We start from the raw sequence: 15729 nt of genomic DNA on the forward strand, positions 1-15729 counted from the left end.
TCCCCCCCCCCCCCCCCCCCCCCCCCCCCCCCCGCCGACCCGACCACGACACCCGACCCGAGACGTCAGACCTGCGCGTCCTGCTTCTGCGCGCGCTCGAGCGACCGCTTGCGGTCCTCGGCGTTCTCCTGCTCGATCCGCTCGGCCTCGGCGTCGTCGCGCGTGAGGTTGTCGCTCGTCTCGGGGTCGAAGAGCATCATCTTCGTCGGGTCGAACCACAGCTCCGTCGTGTCGCCGTCGCGGACGCGCGACGCGGAGTCGAGCGCGACGACGAACTGCGAGCGCTGGCCCTCGCCGTCGAGCTCGCGGTCGAGCTCGTCGAGCTGGCCCTTGACCGACTCGTGCATCTCGAACGGCACGTAGGCGTAGAGCTCCGCGCCGAGCCACTCGGTGACGTCGATCTGCGCCTCGAACGTGTGGCCGCGGTCCTTCTTCGACGGGTCGACGAGGCGCGCGTCCTCGAAGTGCTCGGGCCGGAGTCCCACGATCACGAGTCCCCGGTCCCCCACGGCGGACGCGAGGCCCTCGGGCAGGTCGAACTCCCCGAACGGCAGCGCGATCTTCCCGCCCGAGACCTCGCCGGGCAGGAAGTTCATGGGCGGCGTGCCGATGAAGCCCGCGACGAACAGGTTGACGGGCTGCTCGTAGAGACCGCGGGGGCTCGCGACCTGCTGCAGGACGCCGCGGCGCAGCACCGCGACGCGGTCGCCGAGCGTCATGGCCTCGGTCTGGTCGTGGGTGACGTAGACGGTCGTCGTGCCGAGCCGGCGCTGCAGGCGCGCGATCTCGGTGCGCGTCTGCCCGCGGAGCTTGGCGTCGAGGTTGGACAGGGGCTCGTCGAAGAGGAACGCCTTGGCGTCGCGCACGATCGCGCGGCCCATGGCGACGCGCTGGCGCTGACCGCCGGACAGGTTCGCGGGCTTGCGGTCGAGGTGCTCGCGCAGGTCGAGCATGTCGGCGGCGCGCTCGACCTTGCCGCGGATCTCCTCCTCGCTGTGCTTGCCCTTCGCAAGGCGTAGCGGGAACGCGATGTTCTCGGCGACCGTGAGGTGCGGGTACAGGGCGTAGTTCTGGAACACCATCGCGAGGTCGCGGTCGCGCGGCGCCTTCTCGTTGACACGTTCACCGTCGATCTCGAGCTCGCCGGACGTGATGTCCTCGAGCCCGACGATCATGCGCAGAACCGTGGACTTCCCCGAGCCGGACGGGCCGACGAGGATGACGAACTCGCCGTCGGCGATGTCGAGGCTCACGTCGTCCACGGCGAGGAACCCGTCCCCGTAGCGCTTGACGATGTCCTTGAGGGTGATCGACGCCATCAGGTCTCTCCTCGGGTTCGGCGTGCGGCGAGGTACGGGGTGCTCATCCCTTGACCGCCCCCTGGGTCAGTCCGGAGACGATCTGGCGCTGGAACAGCACGACGAGCACGACGACGGGGATCGTCACCACGACGGCCGCCGCCGAGATCGCGCCAGTCGGCTGCTCGAAGTACGACGCGCCGGTGAAGAACGCGAGCGCCGCCGGGACGGGTCGCGCGGCGCTCGTCGACGTGAGCGAGATGCCGTAGACGAAGTCGTTCCACGCGATGAAGAACGCGATGAGCGCCGTCGTGAAGACGCCGGGCGCGGCGAGCGGGACGATCGCCTTGCGGAACGCCTGCCAGGGCGTCGCGCCGTCGACCTGCGCGGCCTGCTCGAGCTCCCACGGGATCTGGCGGAAGAACGCGGCGAGCGTCCAGATCGAGATCGGGAGCGTCAGGGACAGGTACGGGATGATGAGGCCGGGCCACGTGTCGTAGAGGCCGATGTTGCGCCACAGGTTGAACAGCGGCGTGACGATCGAGACGACGGGGAAGATCGAGACGCCGAGCGCCGTCGTGAGGATGATCCGCTTGCCCGGGAAGTCGAGGCGCGCGATCGCGTAGGCGCACAGCGTCGCGAGGACGACGGCGATGACCGTCGCGATGAGCGAGATGCCGATGGAGTTGCGCAGCGCCGAGAGAAAGAGCTCCTGCGCGGAACCGCCGGTCGCGAGGATCTGCTCGTAGTTCTCGGTGCTCCACCGCGGCGGGAGGAACGTCCCGGAGTTGATGTCGCTCGAGGCCTTGAAGCTCGTCATGAAGATCGACACGATCGGGAACAGCGCCCCGACGAGGACGACGACGGTGATGACGGCCCACCAGGCCTTGGCCCGGGTGCTCAGGACGCTGCCCATCACTTCTCCCCCCTCGCGCCGGCGAGATCGACCTTGAAGAGCTTGATCGCGATGAAGCAGATGACCACGACGCACAGGAACAGCAGCACGGAGATCGCCGAGCCCATCCCGATCTGGAGCTGACCGATCGACGTGCGGTACGCGAGGAGGGAGAGCACCTCCGTGCCGTTGGCACCGTTCGTCATGATGAAGACGTTGTCGAAGATGCGGAACGCGTCGAGCGCACGGAACAGGACGGCGACCATGATCGCGGCCTTCATGTTCGGCACGATGACCCGCGTGAACCGCTGCCAGGCCGTCGCGCCGTCGACCTTGGCGGCCTCCTCCAGGTCGCCGGGCACCTGCGCCAGCCCCGCCAGCAGCAGGAGCGAGATGAACGGCGTCGTCTTCCAGACCTCCGACGCGATGATGACGAACAGGCTCGTGCCCCGCTGGGCGAACCAGTTGAGCTCGGGCCCGACGCCCGGGACCCAGTCGAACCACGCGTTGACGTACCCGGACGTGATGTCGAACGCGTAGAACCACGCGAACGCCGAGACCACGGTGATGATGCCGTACGGCACCAGGATCGCGGTGCGCAGGAGCCCGCGCAGGCGCCTGATCGCGCGGTGCATGACGAGCGCGAGCGCGAAGCCGAGGACGAGCTCGATGAGGACCGTGACCACCGTGATGAAGAGCGTGACGCCGAGGTCGCTCCACCACACCTGGTCGGTGAGGATGACGAGGTAGTTGTTGAGCCCGACGAACTCCCGGTCGTCCGGGGCGGTGAGCTTGTAGTTGAACAGCGAGTCGTAGAACGCCTGGAGGATCGGGTAGAGCGTCACGGCGAGCATGACGACGAACGCCGGCCCGGCGAGGTACCACCCGAGGCGGGCCTCGGCGCGGGAGCGGTCGCTGCGCGCCGCCTTCGCCGCGGCGTCGGGCGCGCCGCGACCCGTGTCCGACGGCGCGTCGTCGGTCCCGGGTGCGGCGTGGCGTCCGCGGGACGCCGGGTCGGTCGAGGTGCTCACAGGAGTCGCTCCCCTCGCAGGACGGCGGTGATGAACTCGGCGGACTGCTGCGGCGTCGTCTCGGGATCGACGTCCGACGGTGCGTACCACTGGTCCTGCAGGCCGCCGGAGACCTCGTTGTAGAACGGCGTCTGCGGGCGCGGTGCGGCCTGGTCGAGCGAGTCGCGGATGACCTCGTACATGGGGAACGCCTCCTGGACGTCCGGGTCGTCGTACGCCTGGAGGCTGGCCGCCGGGTTGCCGTTGGTGACGAAGTACTCCGCCTGGTTCTCCGGGCTGACGATGCACTCCGCGGCCTCGTAGGCGAGGTCGGTGTGCGCGCCGAACGCCCCGATCCCCAGGGAGATCCCGCCGTACGGCGGACGGGAGTCCTCGCCCTCGACCGTCTGCGGGTACAGGGCCCAGCCGATGTCGTCGAGCAGCTCCTGGTCGAGCGAGCCGGCGTCGACCGCGCCCTGGGTCGAGGACCACACGAACGGCCAGTTGACCATGAAGGACCCGCTGTCGCCCTGGAACTTGGTGAGCGACGCCGGCTCGTCCTCGCTCGGCAGGCCAGGGCCACCGAGCCCGCTGGAGCCGATCCCTCCGATGATCTCCGCGGCGGCCGTCCCGGCGTCGGTGTCGAGGCCCAGCTCCACCTCGTCGGCCGGCGCCTCGGGGTTGGTGATGATCTGCCCGCCCGCCCCCTCGACGAGCGCGTTGATCCACACGGTGAGCGACTCCGCCTTGGCCCCCTGGACCGCGAGCAGCTTGTCCTGGTCCTCCGCCGCCTGCATGATCTGCTCCCACGTGACCGGCTGAGTCATGTCGAGGCCCGCGGCCTCGGCGACGGACTTGCGGTACCAGAGCAGCTGCGTGTTCGCCCAGAACGGGACGGCGACGAGCTCGTCCTTCCAGGTCGACGCGTCGATCGCGCCCTGCACGACGTCCTGCGTCGTCGCGTCGGCGACGTCGTCCGGCACGGGCGCCAGGAAGTCGGCCTCCGCGAACTCGGCGATGAAGACCGGGTCGAGGCTCATGAGGTCGATCGACGAGTCCTTCGCCGCGAGCCGGCGTGCGAGCTGCTCGCGCTGCGACGCGGCGTCGCGCGGGAGGAGCTCCGTCTCGATGCGGTACGCGCCCTCCGCGGCCTCGGTGCACGACGCCGCGATCTCGGCCTGCCCACCGTTGTCGGGATTGATGTACCACGTGAGCACCGGCGTCCCGGAGTCGCCGGGGCCGCACGCCGCGAGCGGCGCCACGAGCCCGGCGGCGACCAGGACGGCGAGCGCTCGGGTGCGTCGGCGCACGTCGGCTCCCTTCCGTCACGGCTCCCCGTCTCCGGGGCGTCCCCTCCATGGCTACACCCGGTTCTCCTCGCCCGCCATGCGAACGCGCCCCCGCCTGGGACGACGTGGTGGGCGATCATGGGTGCCATGACTGCTGCCGCGACACCCGCCGCCCCCCGTCCCCTCACCCCGGCCGAGGCCTGGGCGACGCTGCGAGCGGGCAACGACCGCTTCGTCGCCGACGCCCCGCTGCACCCGTCCCAGGGCGCCGACCGACGCCGCGAGACGTCGTCGGCGCAGCACCCCCACACCGTGCTGTTCGGCTGCTCCGACTCGCGCGTCGCGGCGGAGATCGTCTTCGACCAGGGTCTCGGCGACATGTTCGTCGTGCGGACCGCGGGGCACGTCGTGGACACCACCGTGCTGGGCTCGATCGAGTACGGCGTGGACGTCCTGTCGGCACCGCTCGTCGTGGTCCTCGGGCACGACTCGTGCGGCGCCGTCGCGGCCGCGGTGAACACGCTCACGACGGGCGCGCAGGCCGACGGGTTCGTCCGCGCCGTCGTGGACCGGGTCATCCCGTCGATCGCCAAGATCACGAGCGCGGGAGGCGGCTCTCTCGAGAGCATCGACCCCGACGTCCTGCGCCGCGAGCACGTGCGCAACACGGTCGACATGCTGCACTCGTACTCGGCCGGGCTCGCCGCCGCGGTCGCGGCGGGGCGCTGCGCGATCGTCGGCGTGGAGTACGACTTCACCGAGGGCCGCGCGCGCCTCGTCGACGTCGTGGGCGACGTCGGCGAGCAGCCCGTCGCCGACGTCTGAGCCGCCCGGGGCCGGGGCGTCCGCCTCGCCGTCGTGCGTCGTGACGTCGCTCACGCGGGTTGCCGGAGCCCTCGTGCGGTGCGGCAGGATGGCCTCATGACTGCATCTCCCGAGGCCCCCGGCGCCGCCGCCGGCGAGACCCGTCCCACGGCCGCGTCCACGACCGAGTACCGCATCGAGCACGACACCATGGGCGAGGTGCGCGTCCCCGCGCACGCCCTCTACCGTGCGCAGACGCAGCGCGCGGTGGAGAACTTCCCCATCTCGGGCACGCCGCTCGAGCGGGGTCACATCGAGGCCCTCGCCCGGGTGAAGAAGGCCGCGGCGCGCGCCAACGCCGAGCTCGGCGTGCTCGACGAGGACGTGGCCACCGCGATCGTCGCCGCCGCCGACGAGGTAGCGTCCGGCGCCCACGACGACCACTTCCCCGTGGACGTCTACCAGACCGGGTCCGGGACGTCGTCGAACATGAACACCAACGAGGTGCTCGCGACGCTCGCGACGCGCTCGCTCGGTCGCGACGTGCACCCGAACGACCACGTCAACGCGTCCCAGTCGTCCAACGACGTCTTCCCGACGTCGGTCCACGTCGCCGCGACCGCCGGCGTCGTCCGCGACCTCGTGCCGGCGCTCACGCACCTCGCCGAGGCGCTCGAGGCGAAGTCGGCCGAGTTCGCGACGGTCGTGAAGTCCGGGCGCACGCACCTCATGGACGCCACGCCCGTCACCCTCGGTCAGGAGTTCGGCGGCTACGCCGCTGCCGTGCGCTACGGCGTCGAGCGCCTCCAGGCCGCGCTCCCCCGCGCCGCCGAGGTCCCGCTGGGCGGGACCGCCGTCGGCACCGGCATCAACACGCCCGCGGGCTTCCCGCAGCGCGTCATCGCCCTCCTCGTCGAGGACACCGGCCTGCCGCTCACCGAGGCGCGCGACCACTTCGAGTCGCAGTCCGCGCGCGACGGGCTCGTCGAGCTCTCCGGTGCGCTGCGCACGATCGCCGTCTCGCTCACCAAGATCTGCAACGACCTGCGCTGGATGGGCTCCGGCCCCAACACCGGCCTCGGCGAGATCTTCATCCCCGACCTGCAGCCGGGAAGCTCGATCATGCCGGGCAAGGTCAACCCCGTCGTGCCCGAGGCCGTGCTCATGGTCGCGGCCCGCGTGATCGGCAACGACGCGACCGTCGCCTGGGCAGGAGCCTCGGGCTCGTTCGAGCTCAACGTGCAGATCCCCGTCATCGCGCAGGGCGTCCTCGAGTCGATCCGCCTCCTCGCCAACGCCTCCCGCGTCCTCGCCGACAAGACCGTCTCCGGCATCACCGCGAACGTCGAGAGGGCCCTCGCCCTCGCCGAGTCGTCGCCGTCGATCGTCACGCCGCTGAACCGCGTCATCGGCTACGAGGCCGCCGCGAAGGTCGCCAAGCACGCCGTCAAGGAGGGCGTCACCGTGCGCCAGGCCGTCGTCGACCTCGGCTTCGTCGAGCGCGGCGAGGTCAGCGAGGAGCAGCTCGACGCGGCACTGGACGTGCTGTCGATGACGCGGCCGCCGCGCGGCTGACGTTTCGTCCTTGGCTCACCCGGGTGGCCGGGTGGGGTGGGGGCGCCGGTCTACCATCCGCGGGCTCGTTCCTCGCCCGCTCCCGCCAGACCCGCCACGACCGGCGCCCCCACCCCACCTGGCCTTCTTCGTCTCACCCGAGCCCGTGCTCACCCACCCCCCGGCGAAGTAGAACTCTGGTTCGCCGAGGTAGAACCGTGGTCCGGCGAGGTAGAACCCTGGTCCGGCCAGGTAGAACTGTGGCCCGGCGGGGTAGAACCGTGGTCCGGCGAGGTAGAACCCTGGTCGAGGCGGGCTCGACGGCGGGCGGTCAGCCCAGGTGGACGGCCTGGTGGTCGCCCGACGGGAGGAGCTTGTCTTTCGGGCCGCGGATCAGGAGGGCGGCGAGGACGGCGCCGATCGCCATCGTGATCGCTGCGGCGACGAAGACGGCGGAGTAGCCGGCGACCAGGTCCGTCAGCTCCGGTGCGGACGCCGTGGGCAGGGCGCCGGCGTAGACGGCGGTGAAGACCGAGAGGCCGACGGAGCCGCCGATCTGCATGGCCGCGTTGACCGTCGCGCTCGCCGCGCCGGCGTCGTGCGGGGCGACGCCCGCGAGGGCGACGTTCTGCAGGGGCACCAGGACGAGCGCGAGCCCGACGCCGAGCACGATCTGCGACGGGAGGATCTCGGCGACGTACGAGCCGCCGACCGTGACGCGGCTCAGCAGGAGCAGGCCCGCGGCGGCGATCACCGGCCCGGTGATCATGAGCGGCCTCGGCCCGACCTTGGGGAGCAGGGTCGTGACGACGGGCGCGAGCACGAGGATGACGAGCGTCATCGGGACGGAGCCGAGGCCCGCGCGCAGGGGCGAGAGTCCCATGACGACCTGCAGGTGGAACGACAGGTAGAGCAGGGCGCCGATCATGAGCGCGCCCACGATCGCCTGGAGGAGGAAGGCGCCCGCGCGGACGCGGTCGCGCACGATGCGCAGCGGGAGCAGCGGCTGGGCCACGCGGGACTCGACCAGGACGAAGAGGGCGAGCATGGCGACACCGCCGACGAGGCACGCGACGGTCCCCGGCGCGGTCCAGCTGTGCTCGGCGAGCGTGAGGCCGTAGACGAGCGCACCGAGCCCGAGGACGACGACGATCGTCCCGAGCACGTCGTAGCGGTTGTCCCCCTCGGCCCGGCTCTCCGTGACGAGGAGCTTGCCCGCCACGAACGCCACGACGACGACGGGGACGTTGACCCACAGGCACCAGCGCCAGTCCGCGAGCTCGGTGAGCGCACCGCCGAGCACGAGCCCGACGGCGGCCCCGACCCCCGCGATGGCCCCGAAGACGGCGAACGCGGTGTTGCGCTCCTTGCCGCTCGGGAAGGAGACGGTGAGCAGCGCGAGTGCCGCAGGCGCGAGCAGCGCGGCGAACGCACCCTGGAGCCCGCGGGCGGCGATCAGCTCGACGCCGTCGCGCGCGAAGCCGGCCAGCAGCGACGCGACGCCGAACCCGACCATGCCGAGCAGGAAGGTGCGCTTGCGGCCCCAGTAGTCGGCGATCCGGCCGCCGAGGAGGAGGAGTGCGCCGAACGCGAGCGCGTACGCCGTGACGACCCACTGGCGCTGGGAGTCGGAGAGCCCGAGCTCGACCTGCGCCTGCGGGAGCGCGATGCTGACGATCGTGCCGTCGAGGACGACGAGGAGCTGCGTGGCGGCGAGGACGACGAGGATCCACCACCGCCTCGCAGAACGGTCTGGCGTGCCGTCGGCCGGTGGTGTCGTGCGAGTCGTCGCGGGAGCGGACGCGAGCGCCCGTCCGGAGGTGGGCTCGTCGAGGCGTGCCGGGGCAGGGCTGGAGGACATGAGGCGACCTTTGCGCGGGTGGGGAGAATCATGGGGTTTCGAGCCCGGACCCGGTCGTCACGCGCACTGCGCGGAGACCCGGCCGCTCCAACCGCGGGGTCGGACAGACGGGCAAGCGTAGCCCGCCCGATGCTTCCCTCGCCCGTCGCCGCCGGGGTGACGTCGATCACGGCCGCCACCGACCGCGCCTCCGATCGCGCTCCCGCAGGCGCCGCCGGTGGGGCTCGGCCACGCGGCCCGGGCGATCATGGGCTCGACCGCGGTGCTCCAGGGGGAGTCGCCCCGCCACGCCGTCGTCCGGGCGCTCCAGCGCGGCGCGGGCACCGTGGCCGGTGCCCTGCTGGCCTGGCCGTTGCTCGCGGCGCCGCTCGGCCGCCCGCCACGGCGAGATAGAACCGTGGTACCGCGAGGTAGAACCCTGGTCCGCGACCAGGGTTCTACCTCGCGAGGTCAGACCTCGATCGACTCCAGCATCTCCGTGACGAGCGCGGCCACGGGCGAGCGCTCGGAGCGGGTGAGCGTCACATGAGCGAACAACGGGTGGCCCTTGAGCGCCTCGATGACCGCGGCGACGCCGTCGTGCCGGCCCACGCGCAGGTTGTCGCGCTGGGCGACGTCGTGCGTGAGGACCACGCGCGACGACTGCCCGATGCGCGAGAGCACCGTGAGCAGCACGTTGCGCTCGAGCGACTGGGCCTCGTCGACGATGACGAACGCGTCGTGCAGCGAGCGCCCGCGGATGTGCGTGAGCGGCAGCACCTCGAGCATCTCGCGGTCGATCACCTCGTCGAGCACCTGCGGGGAGACGAGCGCGCCGAGCGTGTCGTAGACGGCCTGGGCCCAGGGGTTCATCTTCTCGGCCTCGGACCCGGGGAGGTACCCGAGCTCCTGGCCCCCGACGGCGTACAGCGGCCGGAACACCATGACCTTGCGGTGCTGGCGGCGCTCCATCACCGACTCGAGCCCCGCGCACAGCGCGAGTGCCGACTTGCCCGTGCCCGCGCGGCCGCCGAGAGACACGATGCCGATGCTCTCGTCGAGGAGGAGGTCGATCGCGACGCGCTGCTCGGCCGAGCGACCGTGCAGGCCGAACAGGTCGCGGTCGCCACGCACGAGCTGCACGTGCTTGTCCGCCGTGACGCGCCCGAGCGCCGACCCGCGCGGCGAGTGCACGACGAGCCCCGTGTGGCAGTGCAGCGGGCCCGCCACCTCCACGACGGCGGGGTCGAGGCTCGCGATCTCGACGGACTCGTGCTCCCACAGCGCCGCGGTCTCCTCGTCCGTGAACGAGATCTCGCTCATCCCGGTCCAGCCCGAGTCGACGGCGAGCTCGTGCCGGTACTCCTCCGCGCGCAGCCCGACGGCCGACGCCTTGACGCGCATCGGCAGGTCCTTGGACACGACCGTCACGTCGTGCCCCTCCGCGGCGAGGTTCGCGGCGACGGAGAGGATCCGCGTGTCGTTGTCGCCCAGCCGGAACCCGGCCGGCAGGACGCCCGGGTCCGTGTGGTTGAGCTCGACGCGCAGCGTCCCGCCGGCGTCGCCGACCGGGATCGGTGCGTCGAGGCGGCCGTGCTTCACGCGCAGCTCGTCGAGCATGCGCAGCGCGCTGCGTGCGAAGTACCCGAGCTCGGCGTGGTGGCGCTTCCCCTCGAGCTCGGTGATGACGACGACCGGCAGGACCACGTCGTGCTCGGCGAACCGCCCGATCGCGCGCGGGTCGCTCAGCAGGACGGACGTGTCGACGACGAAGGTGCGACGGGTGTCGTCGCCGGTGTCGTCCTCCGGAGCAGGACCGGGGCGGGGGGTGGGTGAGGTGCGGACCACGAGGGCTCCCCTCCGGCGCGCGAGCGCCGTCGTCTCAGCGGGCGAGGCGGGCGACCGGCCGCTGGACCGTCAGAGCCACGGCTCAGCAGCGCCGGTGCCGGCCCTCCTGAGCGGAGCGTGAACCCCATCGGCTGGCCTCCCGGAGGACGGCGGTGGTGCCGTCCGTCTCCGACGAAACTACGCCGGTGTGATTCCGATCACCAGCCCTACGCGCGCGCGTCGTCGAGGTTTAACCCGCCGTTCATGCGGCGCTCCCCGAGGGGGCCGCCGCGAGATCGGCCTGAGCGTCCGAGATCGACCTTCGGGAGGTCGATCTCGTCGCGGGCGGGTCGATCTCGCGGAGCCTCAGTGCTCGACGTGCCTCGGCGCCATCGCGACGGCGCACACGAACCCGACGACGAGCACGGCGGCGGTGACGGCCAGCGTCTGCCCGGCGGCGGTCGCGAAGCCCTGGTGGAACGCGGTCGTGGCGGCGTCCGAGAGCTGGCGCGCGACGTCGTCGGGCACCCCCGCCGGGAGCTGCGGCGCGCCCACCTCGAGCGACCCGCCCGCGCTCGCGAACCCGTCGAGGAACGGCTGGCGGAGCTGCTCGGGCAGCGACGCCGCCGCGTCCTGCGCGGCGGCGGGGAGCGTGACGGACAGGCGCGCGGTGAGCGTCGCGACGATCGCGGCGGACCCGATGACGCCGCCCACCTGGCGCGTCGTGTTGAACGCGCCGGCGCCCGCACCGGCCGTGCGGTGGTCGAGGCCCGACGTCGCGAGGTTGGCGAGCGGCGAGAACACGCACCCGGTGCCGACGCCGAAGAGCGTCATGGGCAGGACGATGGTCACGACCGACGCGCCCGGCGCGACGACCGCCGCGAGCCACGCGACGGCCACCGCGAGCACACCGAAGCCCGTCGCGACGACCCACTTGGCGGGCACGCGGTCGGACAGCCGTCCGGCGAGCGGGGCGACGATCCCCGACACGAGCGAGCCCGGGAGGTTGATGAGTGCCGCGTGCAGCGGCGACAGGCCGAGGATCGACTGCAGGAAGATCGTCAGCGGGAAGAAGATGCCGATCATCGCGAACGAGACCGACATGCCGGCGACGTTGGCGAGCGAGAAGTTGCGCGAGCGGAACAGCTTCAACGGGAGCAGGGCGGCGTCGCCGAGGTGCCGCTGCCACAGGACGAACGCGACGAGCACGAGCAGCCCGAACCCGACCGTCCCCCACACCGTGACCGGCCCGACGATGGTGCCCCAGTCGTACGTCCCACCCTCCTGCAGTCCGAAGACCACGGCGAAGAGCCCGACCACCGACAGCACGACCCCGAGCACGTCGAACGAGCGCTTGTTCGTCGCGAGCCGTGGGAGCCGCCGGAACGCGAGCCACAGCGCGACGACGCCGACCGGGACGTTGACGAAGAAGATCCACTCCCAGCCCCAGGTCTCGACGAACACGCCGCCCAGCAGCGGACCGGCGATCGTCGCGGCACCCGCCGTCGCGCCCCACAGGCCCATCGCCGCGCCGCGCTGACGCGGCGGGAAGACCCGGGTGATCATCGCCATCGTCTGCGGGGTCATGAGCGCCGCGCCGACGCCCTGGACCACCCGTGCGGCGATGAGCATCCCGATGCTGCCCGACAGCCCGCACCACGCGGACGCGAGCGTGAAGACCACGAGCCCGACGACGAACACCGGCTTGGGCCCGTAGCGGTCGCCCAGGCGCCCGGCGAGCAGGAGCAGCACCGCGTAGGAGAGCAGGTAGGCGCTGTTCACCCAGCCGACGGCGACGAGCGACGCGTCCAGCTCGCGCTGGAGGGTGGGGACGGCGATGTTCACGATCGTCGTGTCGACCATGATCATGAAGAAGCCGAGGATGAGCGGCGGGAGGATGCTCCAGGCGCTGCGGCCGTGCAGGTCGACGAGCGGCACGACGGGGGTCTTCGTCGGCGCGGCCGGCGGCGTGGGGGTGGTCACGGGTTCTCCTGGCGGTCAGGGGTGTCGGTGGCTCCGGGAGCCGTCGGGAATCGGAACCTCGCGGACGGCTGGTCGGTCCAGCTCAGGTCGCCGCTCTCGATCTCCGCGAGCGTCGCGTCGAGCCAGGCGAGCTCGGCGTGCACCATGTGCTGCTCGTAGGAGGCGTCGAGCAGGAAGCGACGCGGGAGGCCGTCGGCGACGAGCTCGTCGAGGTTCTCGAGATGGCCGGTGGTCGCGGCAGCGAGGCCCTCGCGGCGAGCGCGCAGCGCGGCCACCGCCTCCTCGCGTCCGACGTCGCGCAGGAGCGCCAGCCCGACGGGGAACCCCGGGTACTCGGGCGACGTGTCGCGCACGAGCTCGACGCTGCGCGCCGCGTGGGCGGCCGCTCCGGCGGGGGTGATCGCGTAGGTGGTGCGCTCGGGCCGGTTGCCGTCGCGCTCGACGCCGGCGCGCTCGACGAGCCCGCCGCGCTCCAGCCGGTCCACGGCGTGGTACACGGCACCGGGGTTGAGCCGGACGAGGCGGTCGTCGCGACGCCTGCGGAGCCGCAGAAGGATCTCGTACGGGTGCAGCGGCCCGTCGCGCAGGACGCTGAGGACGAGCGTGGCGGCAGGGCTGAGGCGCGGTACGGGCACGCGGCGGCTCCGAGAGACGGGTTCGAGGGCGGACACGTTCAGGATCGCTGGGTCCGAGAGGAATATTCCTGTCGGAATATACGCCTGGATCAGGGCTGTGTCGACCCGTTGACTTCTCCGCGCGGACCTTCGTGCGCGACGCGGGCGGACGTCCCTGCGCGTCGCGCACACGCGTAGGCGCGGCGGCACGGCGTGTGGGGGCACACGAGCGATGGCGCGCGCAGGTCGGGGGCGACGGGGTCCGAAGCGGCGTACGGTCGGCAGTCATGGGCTCCGACCTGCTCGACCTCGACGCGACTGCACTCGCCGCCGCGTTGCGCGCGGGGGACGCCTCCCCGACCGAGGCGCTCGACGCCACCCTCGAGGCCGCCGCGGCCGCGGGTGCGGCGGTCGGTGCGTTCACGGTCGTCACCGCCGACCTCGCGCGGACGCAGGCCCTTGCGGCAGAGGCCATGCTCGTCGCGGCTCGGCGCAGCGGCGCCGCGCGCGCATCTGCCGGCGGCGCGGTGGACGACGGCGGGCTGCCCCCGTTCCTCGGCGTCCCGTGCCCGGTCAAGGACCTCACGATGGTCGAGGGGGTGCCGATCCGGGCCGGGTCCGCGGCGATCGACCCGTTCCCCGCGCCGTACGACGACGGCGTGGTGACGCTCCTGCGCGCCGCGGGCACGGTCATGGTCGGCAAGACGTCGACCCCCGAGCTCGGCCTGCCCTGCTACACCGAGCCCGACGTCGGCCCGACCGCCCGCACGCCGTGGGACCTCGCGCGGTCCGCGGGCGGGTCGAGCGGCGGTGCCGCCGCGGCGGTCGCCGCACGCATCGTCCCCGTCGCGCACGGCAGCGACGGCGGCGGGTCGCTGCGCATCCCCGCGAGCGCGTGCGGGCTCGTCGGCCTCAAGCCCTCGCGCGGGCTCGTGAGCCCCGGCCCGTACGGGGTCGACGGCGCCGGGCTGGCCACGCACGGCGTCCTCACCCGATCGGTGCGCGACACGGCGGCGTTCCTCGACGTCCTCGCCCGTCCGTGGCCGGGCGACACGTTCGCCGGCGCCTCCGCGGACGGGCGGTACGTCCCGACGGGCGGCACGACACGCCGCGCGCTCGGCGACGACGGCGCCCTCCCGCGGACGTTCGTCGCCGCGAGCGTCCTCACGCCCCGTCGGCTGCGGGTCGGGCTGCTCCTCGACCCGGTGATCTCCGCCGGCGCACCCGTCCACCCGGCGTGCACCGACGCAGCCCGCGCGACGGCGGCGCTCCTCGCGGGCCTCGGGCACGACGTCGTCGAGGTGGCGCCGCCGTTCGGTGCGGAGCGGTGGGACGCGTTCGCGGCGCTGTGGTCGGTCGGGGCGCTCCAGGCGCCCGTCCCGCCGGACCGCGAGCACCTGCTGGTGCCGCTCACCCGGTGGCTGCGCGAGCGCGGCCGGGCGGTGAGCGGGTTCGAGCACGCGACCGCGCTGGCCGGGGTGCAGCAGCTCACGCGCGAGGTCGCCGCGGCGTGGGCGGGTGTGGACGTCGTCCTCTCCCCCACGCTCGCGCAGCCCCCCGCGCTGGTCGGCAGCCAGCGCCTCGACGTCGACCCGGCCGCGGACTTCGCGGCGCAGACCGCGTTCACGCCGTGGACGAGCGTGTGGAACCTCACGGGACGACCCGCGATCTCGCTGCCGCTCGGCGAGACGCACGTCGCCGACCCGGGACACGCGCGACGGACGGTCCCCGTCGGTGTCATGCTGGGCGCCGACCACGGCGACGACGCCCTGCTGCTCGCGCTCGCCGCCCAGCTCGAGCAGGCTGCACCCTGGTCCGACCGTCGACCCGGGGAGGCCCTGTGACCGCGTACGTCGCGCTGCTGTTCGCCGTCAACGTCGGGGGCCGCAAGGTCCCGTCGACGGAGCTCCGCGCGCTCGCCGACGAGCTGGGCTTCGCGCACGCCCGGACCGTGGTCAACAGCGGCAACCTCGTCGTCGCGCCCGGGTCGTCCGGCGCCAAGGGCCCCGACGACGTCGCCCGCGTCCTCCACGACGCCGTCGCCGACCGCTTCGGCGTCGACGCGGCCGTGGCCGTGCTCACCACCGACCAGCTCCGCGCGATCGTCCAGGGCAACCCGCTGCCCGACGACGCCCAGGACCGTCCGGCGGCCCTCCTCGTCCACGTCGGCGAGTCCCCCGTCGACCCCGCCGCCCCGGCGACGCTGGAAGCCCGCGCCAGGAGCGAACGCGCCGCCGTCGCGCACAGCGTCCTCTACGTCGCTTACCCCGACGGGATCGGACGGTCGAAGCTCACAGCGGCGGTGCTCTCCAAGGCGGCCGGCACCCCGGTCACCGGCCGCAACTGGAACACCATCACGCGCCTCCTCGAGCTCGCCGAGGCCACCACCGACTGACCTCGGCCCGCCGTCGGCGTCGGCCGTGGGTTGAGCGGCTCGTGGTCGGGTCCGGTTGAGCGGCTCATGGTCGGGTCCGCAGGTGGGGCGGCGCCGGTGCTCGGGCGGGTTGGGCGTGCTGTGGTCGGGTCCGCGTGCGGGGCGGCGCCGGTGCTCGGGCTGTCCGCGCTGTCACCGTGGTCTGTCGGGTGTGGGTTTGAGGAGCGCGGACTTGACGCCC

Annotated in this window: 13 protein-coding genes; 5 read left to right on the forward strand and 8 right to left on the reverse strand. The window is 72.9% G+C overall.

Translation table 11 applies throughout. The features are described from left to right. Positions 1-65: 65 nt before the first annotated feature. Genes AC4H2H_RS13555 through AC4H2H_RS13570 form a run of 4 tightly spaced genes read right to left on the reverse strand, consistent with a single transcriptional unit; the run spans position 66 to position 4513 of the window. On the reverse strand, positions 66-1319 hold the full coding sequence (locus AC4H2H_RS13555) for an ABC transporter ATP-binding protein (RefSeq protein ID WP_494371338.1): 1254 nt from the start codon (positions 1317-1319) through the stop codon (positions 66-68). 43 nt (positions 1320-1362) lie between these two features. Further along, complete coding sequence (locus AC4H2H_RS13560) at positions 1363-2214, reverse strand: carbohydrate ABC transporter permease (RefSeq protein ID WP_494371339.1); 852 nt, start codon at positions 2212-2214, stop codon at positions 1363-1365. Next, complete coding sequence (locus AC4H2H_RS13565; protein WP_494371340.1) at positions 2214-3224, reverse strand: carbohydrate ABC transporter permease; 1011 nt, start codon at positions 3222-3224, stop codon at positions 2214-2216. The genes AC4H2H_RS13560 and AC4H2H_RS13565 overlap by 1 nt, the downstream gene beginning before the upstream one ends. Then, positions 3221-4513 (reverse strand): extracellular solute-binding protein, encoded by a 1293-nt coding sequence (locus AC4H2H_RS13570; protein WP_494371341.1) that lies wholly within the window; start codon positions 4511-4513, stop codon positions 3221-3223. Before AC4H2H_RS13570 ends, AC4H2H_RS13565 begins: the two co-directional genes overlap by 4 nt. Positions 4514-4639: 126 nt before the next feature. On the opposite strand from AC4H2H_RS13570, the gene AC4H2H_RS13575 reads away from it, so the two are divergent. Both AC4H2H_RS13575 and AC4H2H_RS13580 read left to right on the forward strand, forming a co-directional pair. Then, complete coding sequence (locus AC4H2H_RS13575; RefSeq protein WP_494371342.1) at positions 4640-5317, forward strand: carbonic anhydrase; 678 nt, start codon at positions 4640-4642, stop codon at positions 5315-5317. Positions 5318-5413: 96 nt separating this feature from the next. Continuing rightward, positions 5414-6871: a class II fumarate hydratase gene (locus AC4H2H_RS13580; RefSeq protein ID WP_494371343.1), complete on the forward strand. Its 1458-nt coding sequence runs from the start codon at positions 5414-5416 to the stop codon at positions 6869-6871. Positions 6872-7181: 310 nt separating this feature from the next. Here AC4H2H_RS13580 and AC4H2H_RS13585 read toward each other — a convergent pair whose 3' ends face one another. Beyond that, on the reverse strand, positions 7182-8711 hold the full coding sequence (locus tag AC4H2H_RS13585) for an MFS transporter (protein WP_494371344.1): 1530 nt from the start codon (positions 8709-8711) through the stop codon (positions 7182-7184). Positions 8712-8928: 217 nt separating this feature from the next. Between AC4H2H_RS13585 and AC4H2H_RS13590 the strand changes: the two genes are divergently transcribed. Then, a complete protein-coding gene (locus AC4H2H_RS13590; RefSeq protein ID WP_494371345.1) occupies positions 8929-9240 on the forward strand; it encodes an FUSC family protein in 312 nt (103 codons plus the stop codon). Here AC4H2H_RS13590 and phoH2 read toward each other — a convergent pair. The 3 genes from phoH2 to AC4H2H_RS13605 all read right to left on the reverse strand — a co-directional run bounded on the left by phoH2 (position 9162) and on the right by AC4H2H_RS13605 (position 13135). After that, complete coding sequence (phoH2, locus tag AC4H2H_RS13595) at positions 9162-10538, reverse strand: RNA 5'-3' helicase PhoH2 (protein ID WP_494371346.1); 1377 nt, start codon at positions 10536-10538, stop codon at positions 9162-9164. The two genes, AC4H2H_RS13590 and phoH2, sit on opposite strands and share 79 nt — an antisense overlap. Positions 10539-10883: 345 nt before the next feature. After that, positions 10884-12500, reverse strand: a complete 1617-nt coding sequence (locus AC4H2H_RS13600) for a DHA2 family efflux MFS transporter permease subunit (protein WP_494371347.1) — start codon at positions 12498-12500, stop codon at positions 10884-10886. Next, entirely contained in the window at positions 12497-13135 is a 639-nt protein-coding gene (locus AC4H2H_RS13605) for a PadR family transcriptional regulator (protein ID WP_494371348.1), read from the reverse strand. Before AC4H2H_RS13605 ends, AC4H2H_RS13600 begins: the two co-directional genes overlap by 4 nt. A gap of 266 nt (positions 13136-13401) precedes the next feature. On the opposite strand from AC4H2H_RS13605, the gene AC4H2H_RS13610 reads away from it, so the two are divergent. Beyond that, positions 13402-14958, forward strand: a complete 1557-nt coding sequence (locus AC4H2H_RS13610; protein WP_494371349.1) for an amidase — start codon at positions 13402-13404, stop codon at positions 14956-14958. Then, entirely contained in the window at positions 14955-15509 is a 555-nt protein-coding gene (locus tag AC4H2H_RS13615; RefSeq protein WP_494371350.1) for a DUF1697 domain-containing protein, read from the forward strand. Before AC4H2H_RS13610 ends, AC4H2H_RS13615 begins: the two co-directional genes overlap by 4 nt. The last annotated feature ends 220 nt before the right edge of the window (positions 15510-15729 follow it).

Source organism: Cellulosimicrobium sp. BMG9.22, assembly GCF_059159975.1.

Bases quoted from the DNA above. Each gene is read 5' to 3' on its own strand.
- AC4H2H_RS13555 (WP_494371338.1), bottom strand. From the start codon at position 1,319: ATGGCGTCGATCACCCTCAAGGACATCGTCAAGCGCTACGGGGACGGG.
- AC4H2H_RS13560 (WP_494371339.1), bottom strand. From the start codon at position 2,214: ATGGGCAGCGTCCTGAGCACCCGGGCCAAGGCCTGGTGGGCCGTCATC.
- AC4H2H_RS13575 (WP_494371342.1), top strand. From the start codon at position 4,640: ATGACTGCTGCCGCGACACCCGCCGCCCCCCGTCCCCTCACCCCGGCC.
- AC4H2H_RS13580 (WP_494371343.1), top strand. From the start codon at position 5,414: ATGACTGCATCTCCCGAGGCCCCCGGCGCCGCCGCCGGCGAGACCCGT.
- AC4H2H_RS13585 (WP_494371344.1), bottom strand. From the start codon at position 8,711: ATGTCCTCCAGCCCTGCCCCGGCACGCCTCGACGAGCCCACCTCCGGA.
- AC4H2H_RS13610 (WP_494371349.1), top strand. From the start codon at position 13,402: ATGGGCTCCGACCTGCTCGACCTCGACGCGACTGCACTCGCCGCCGCG.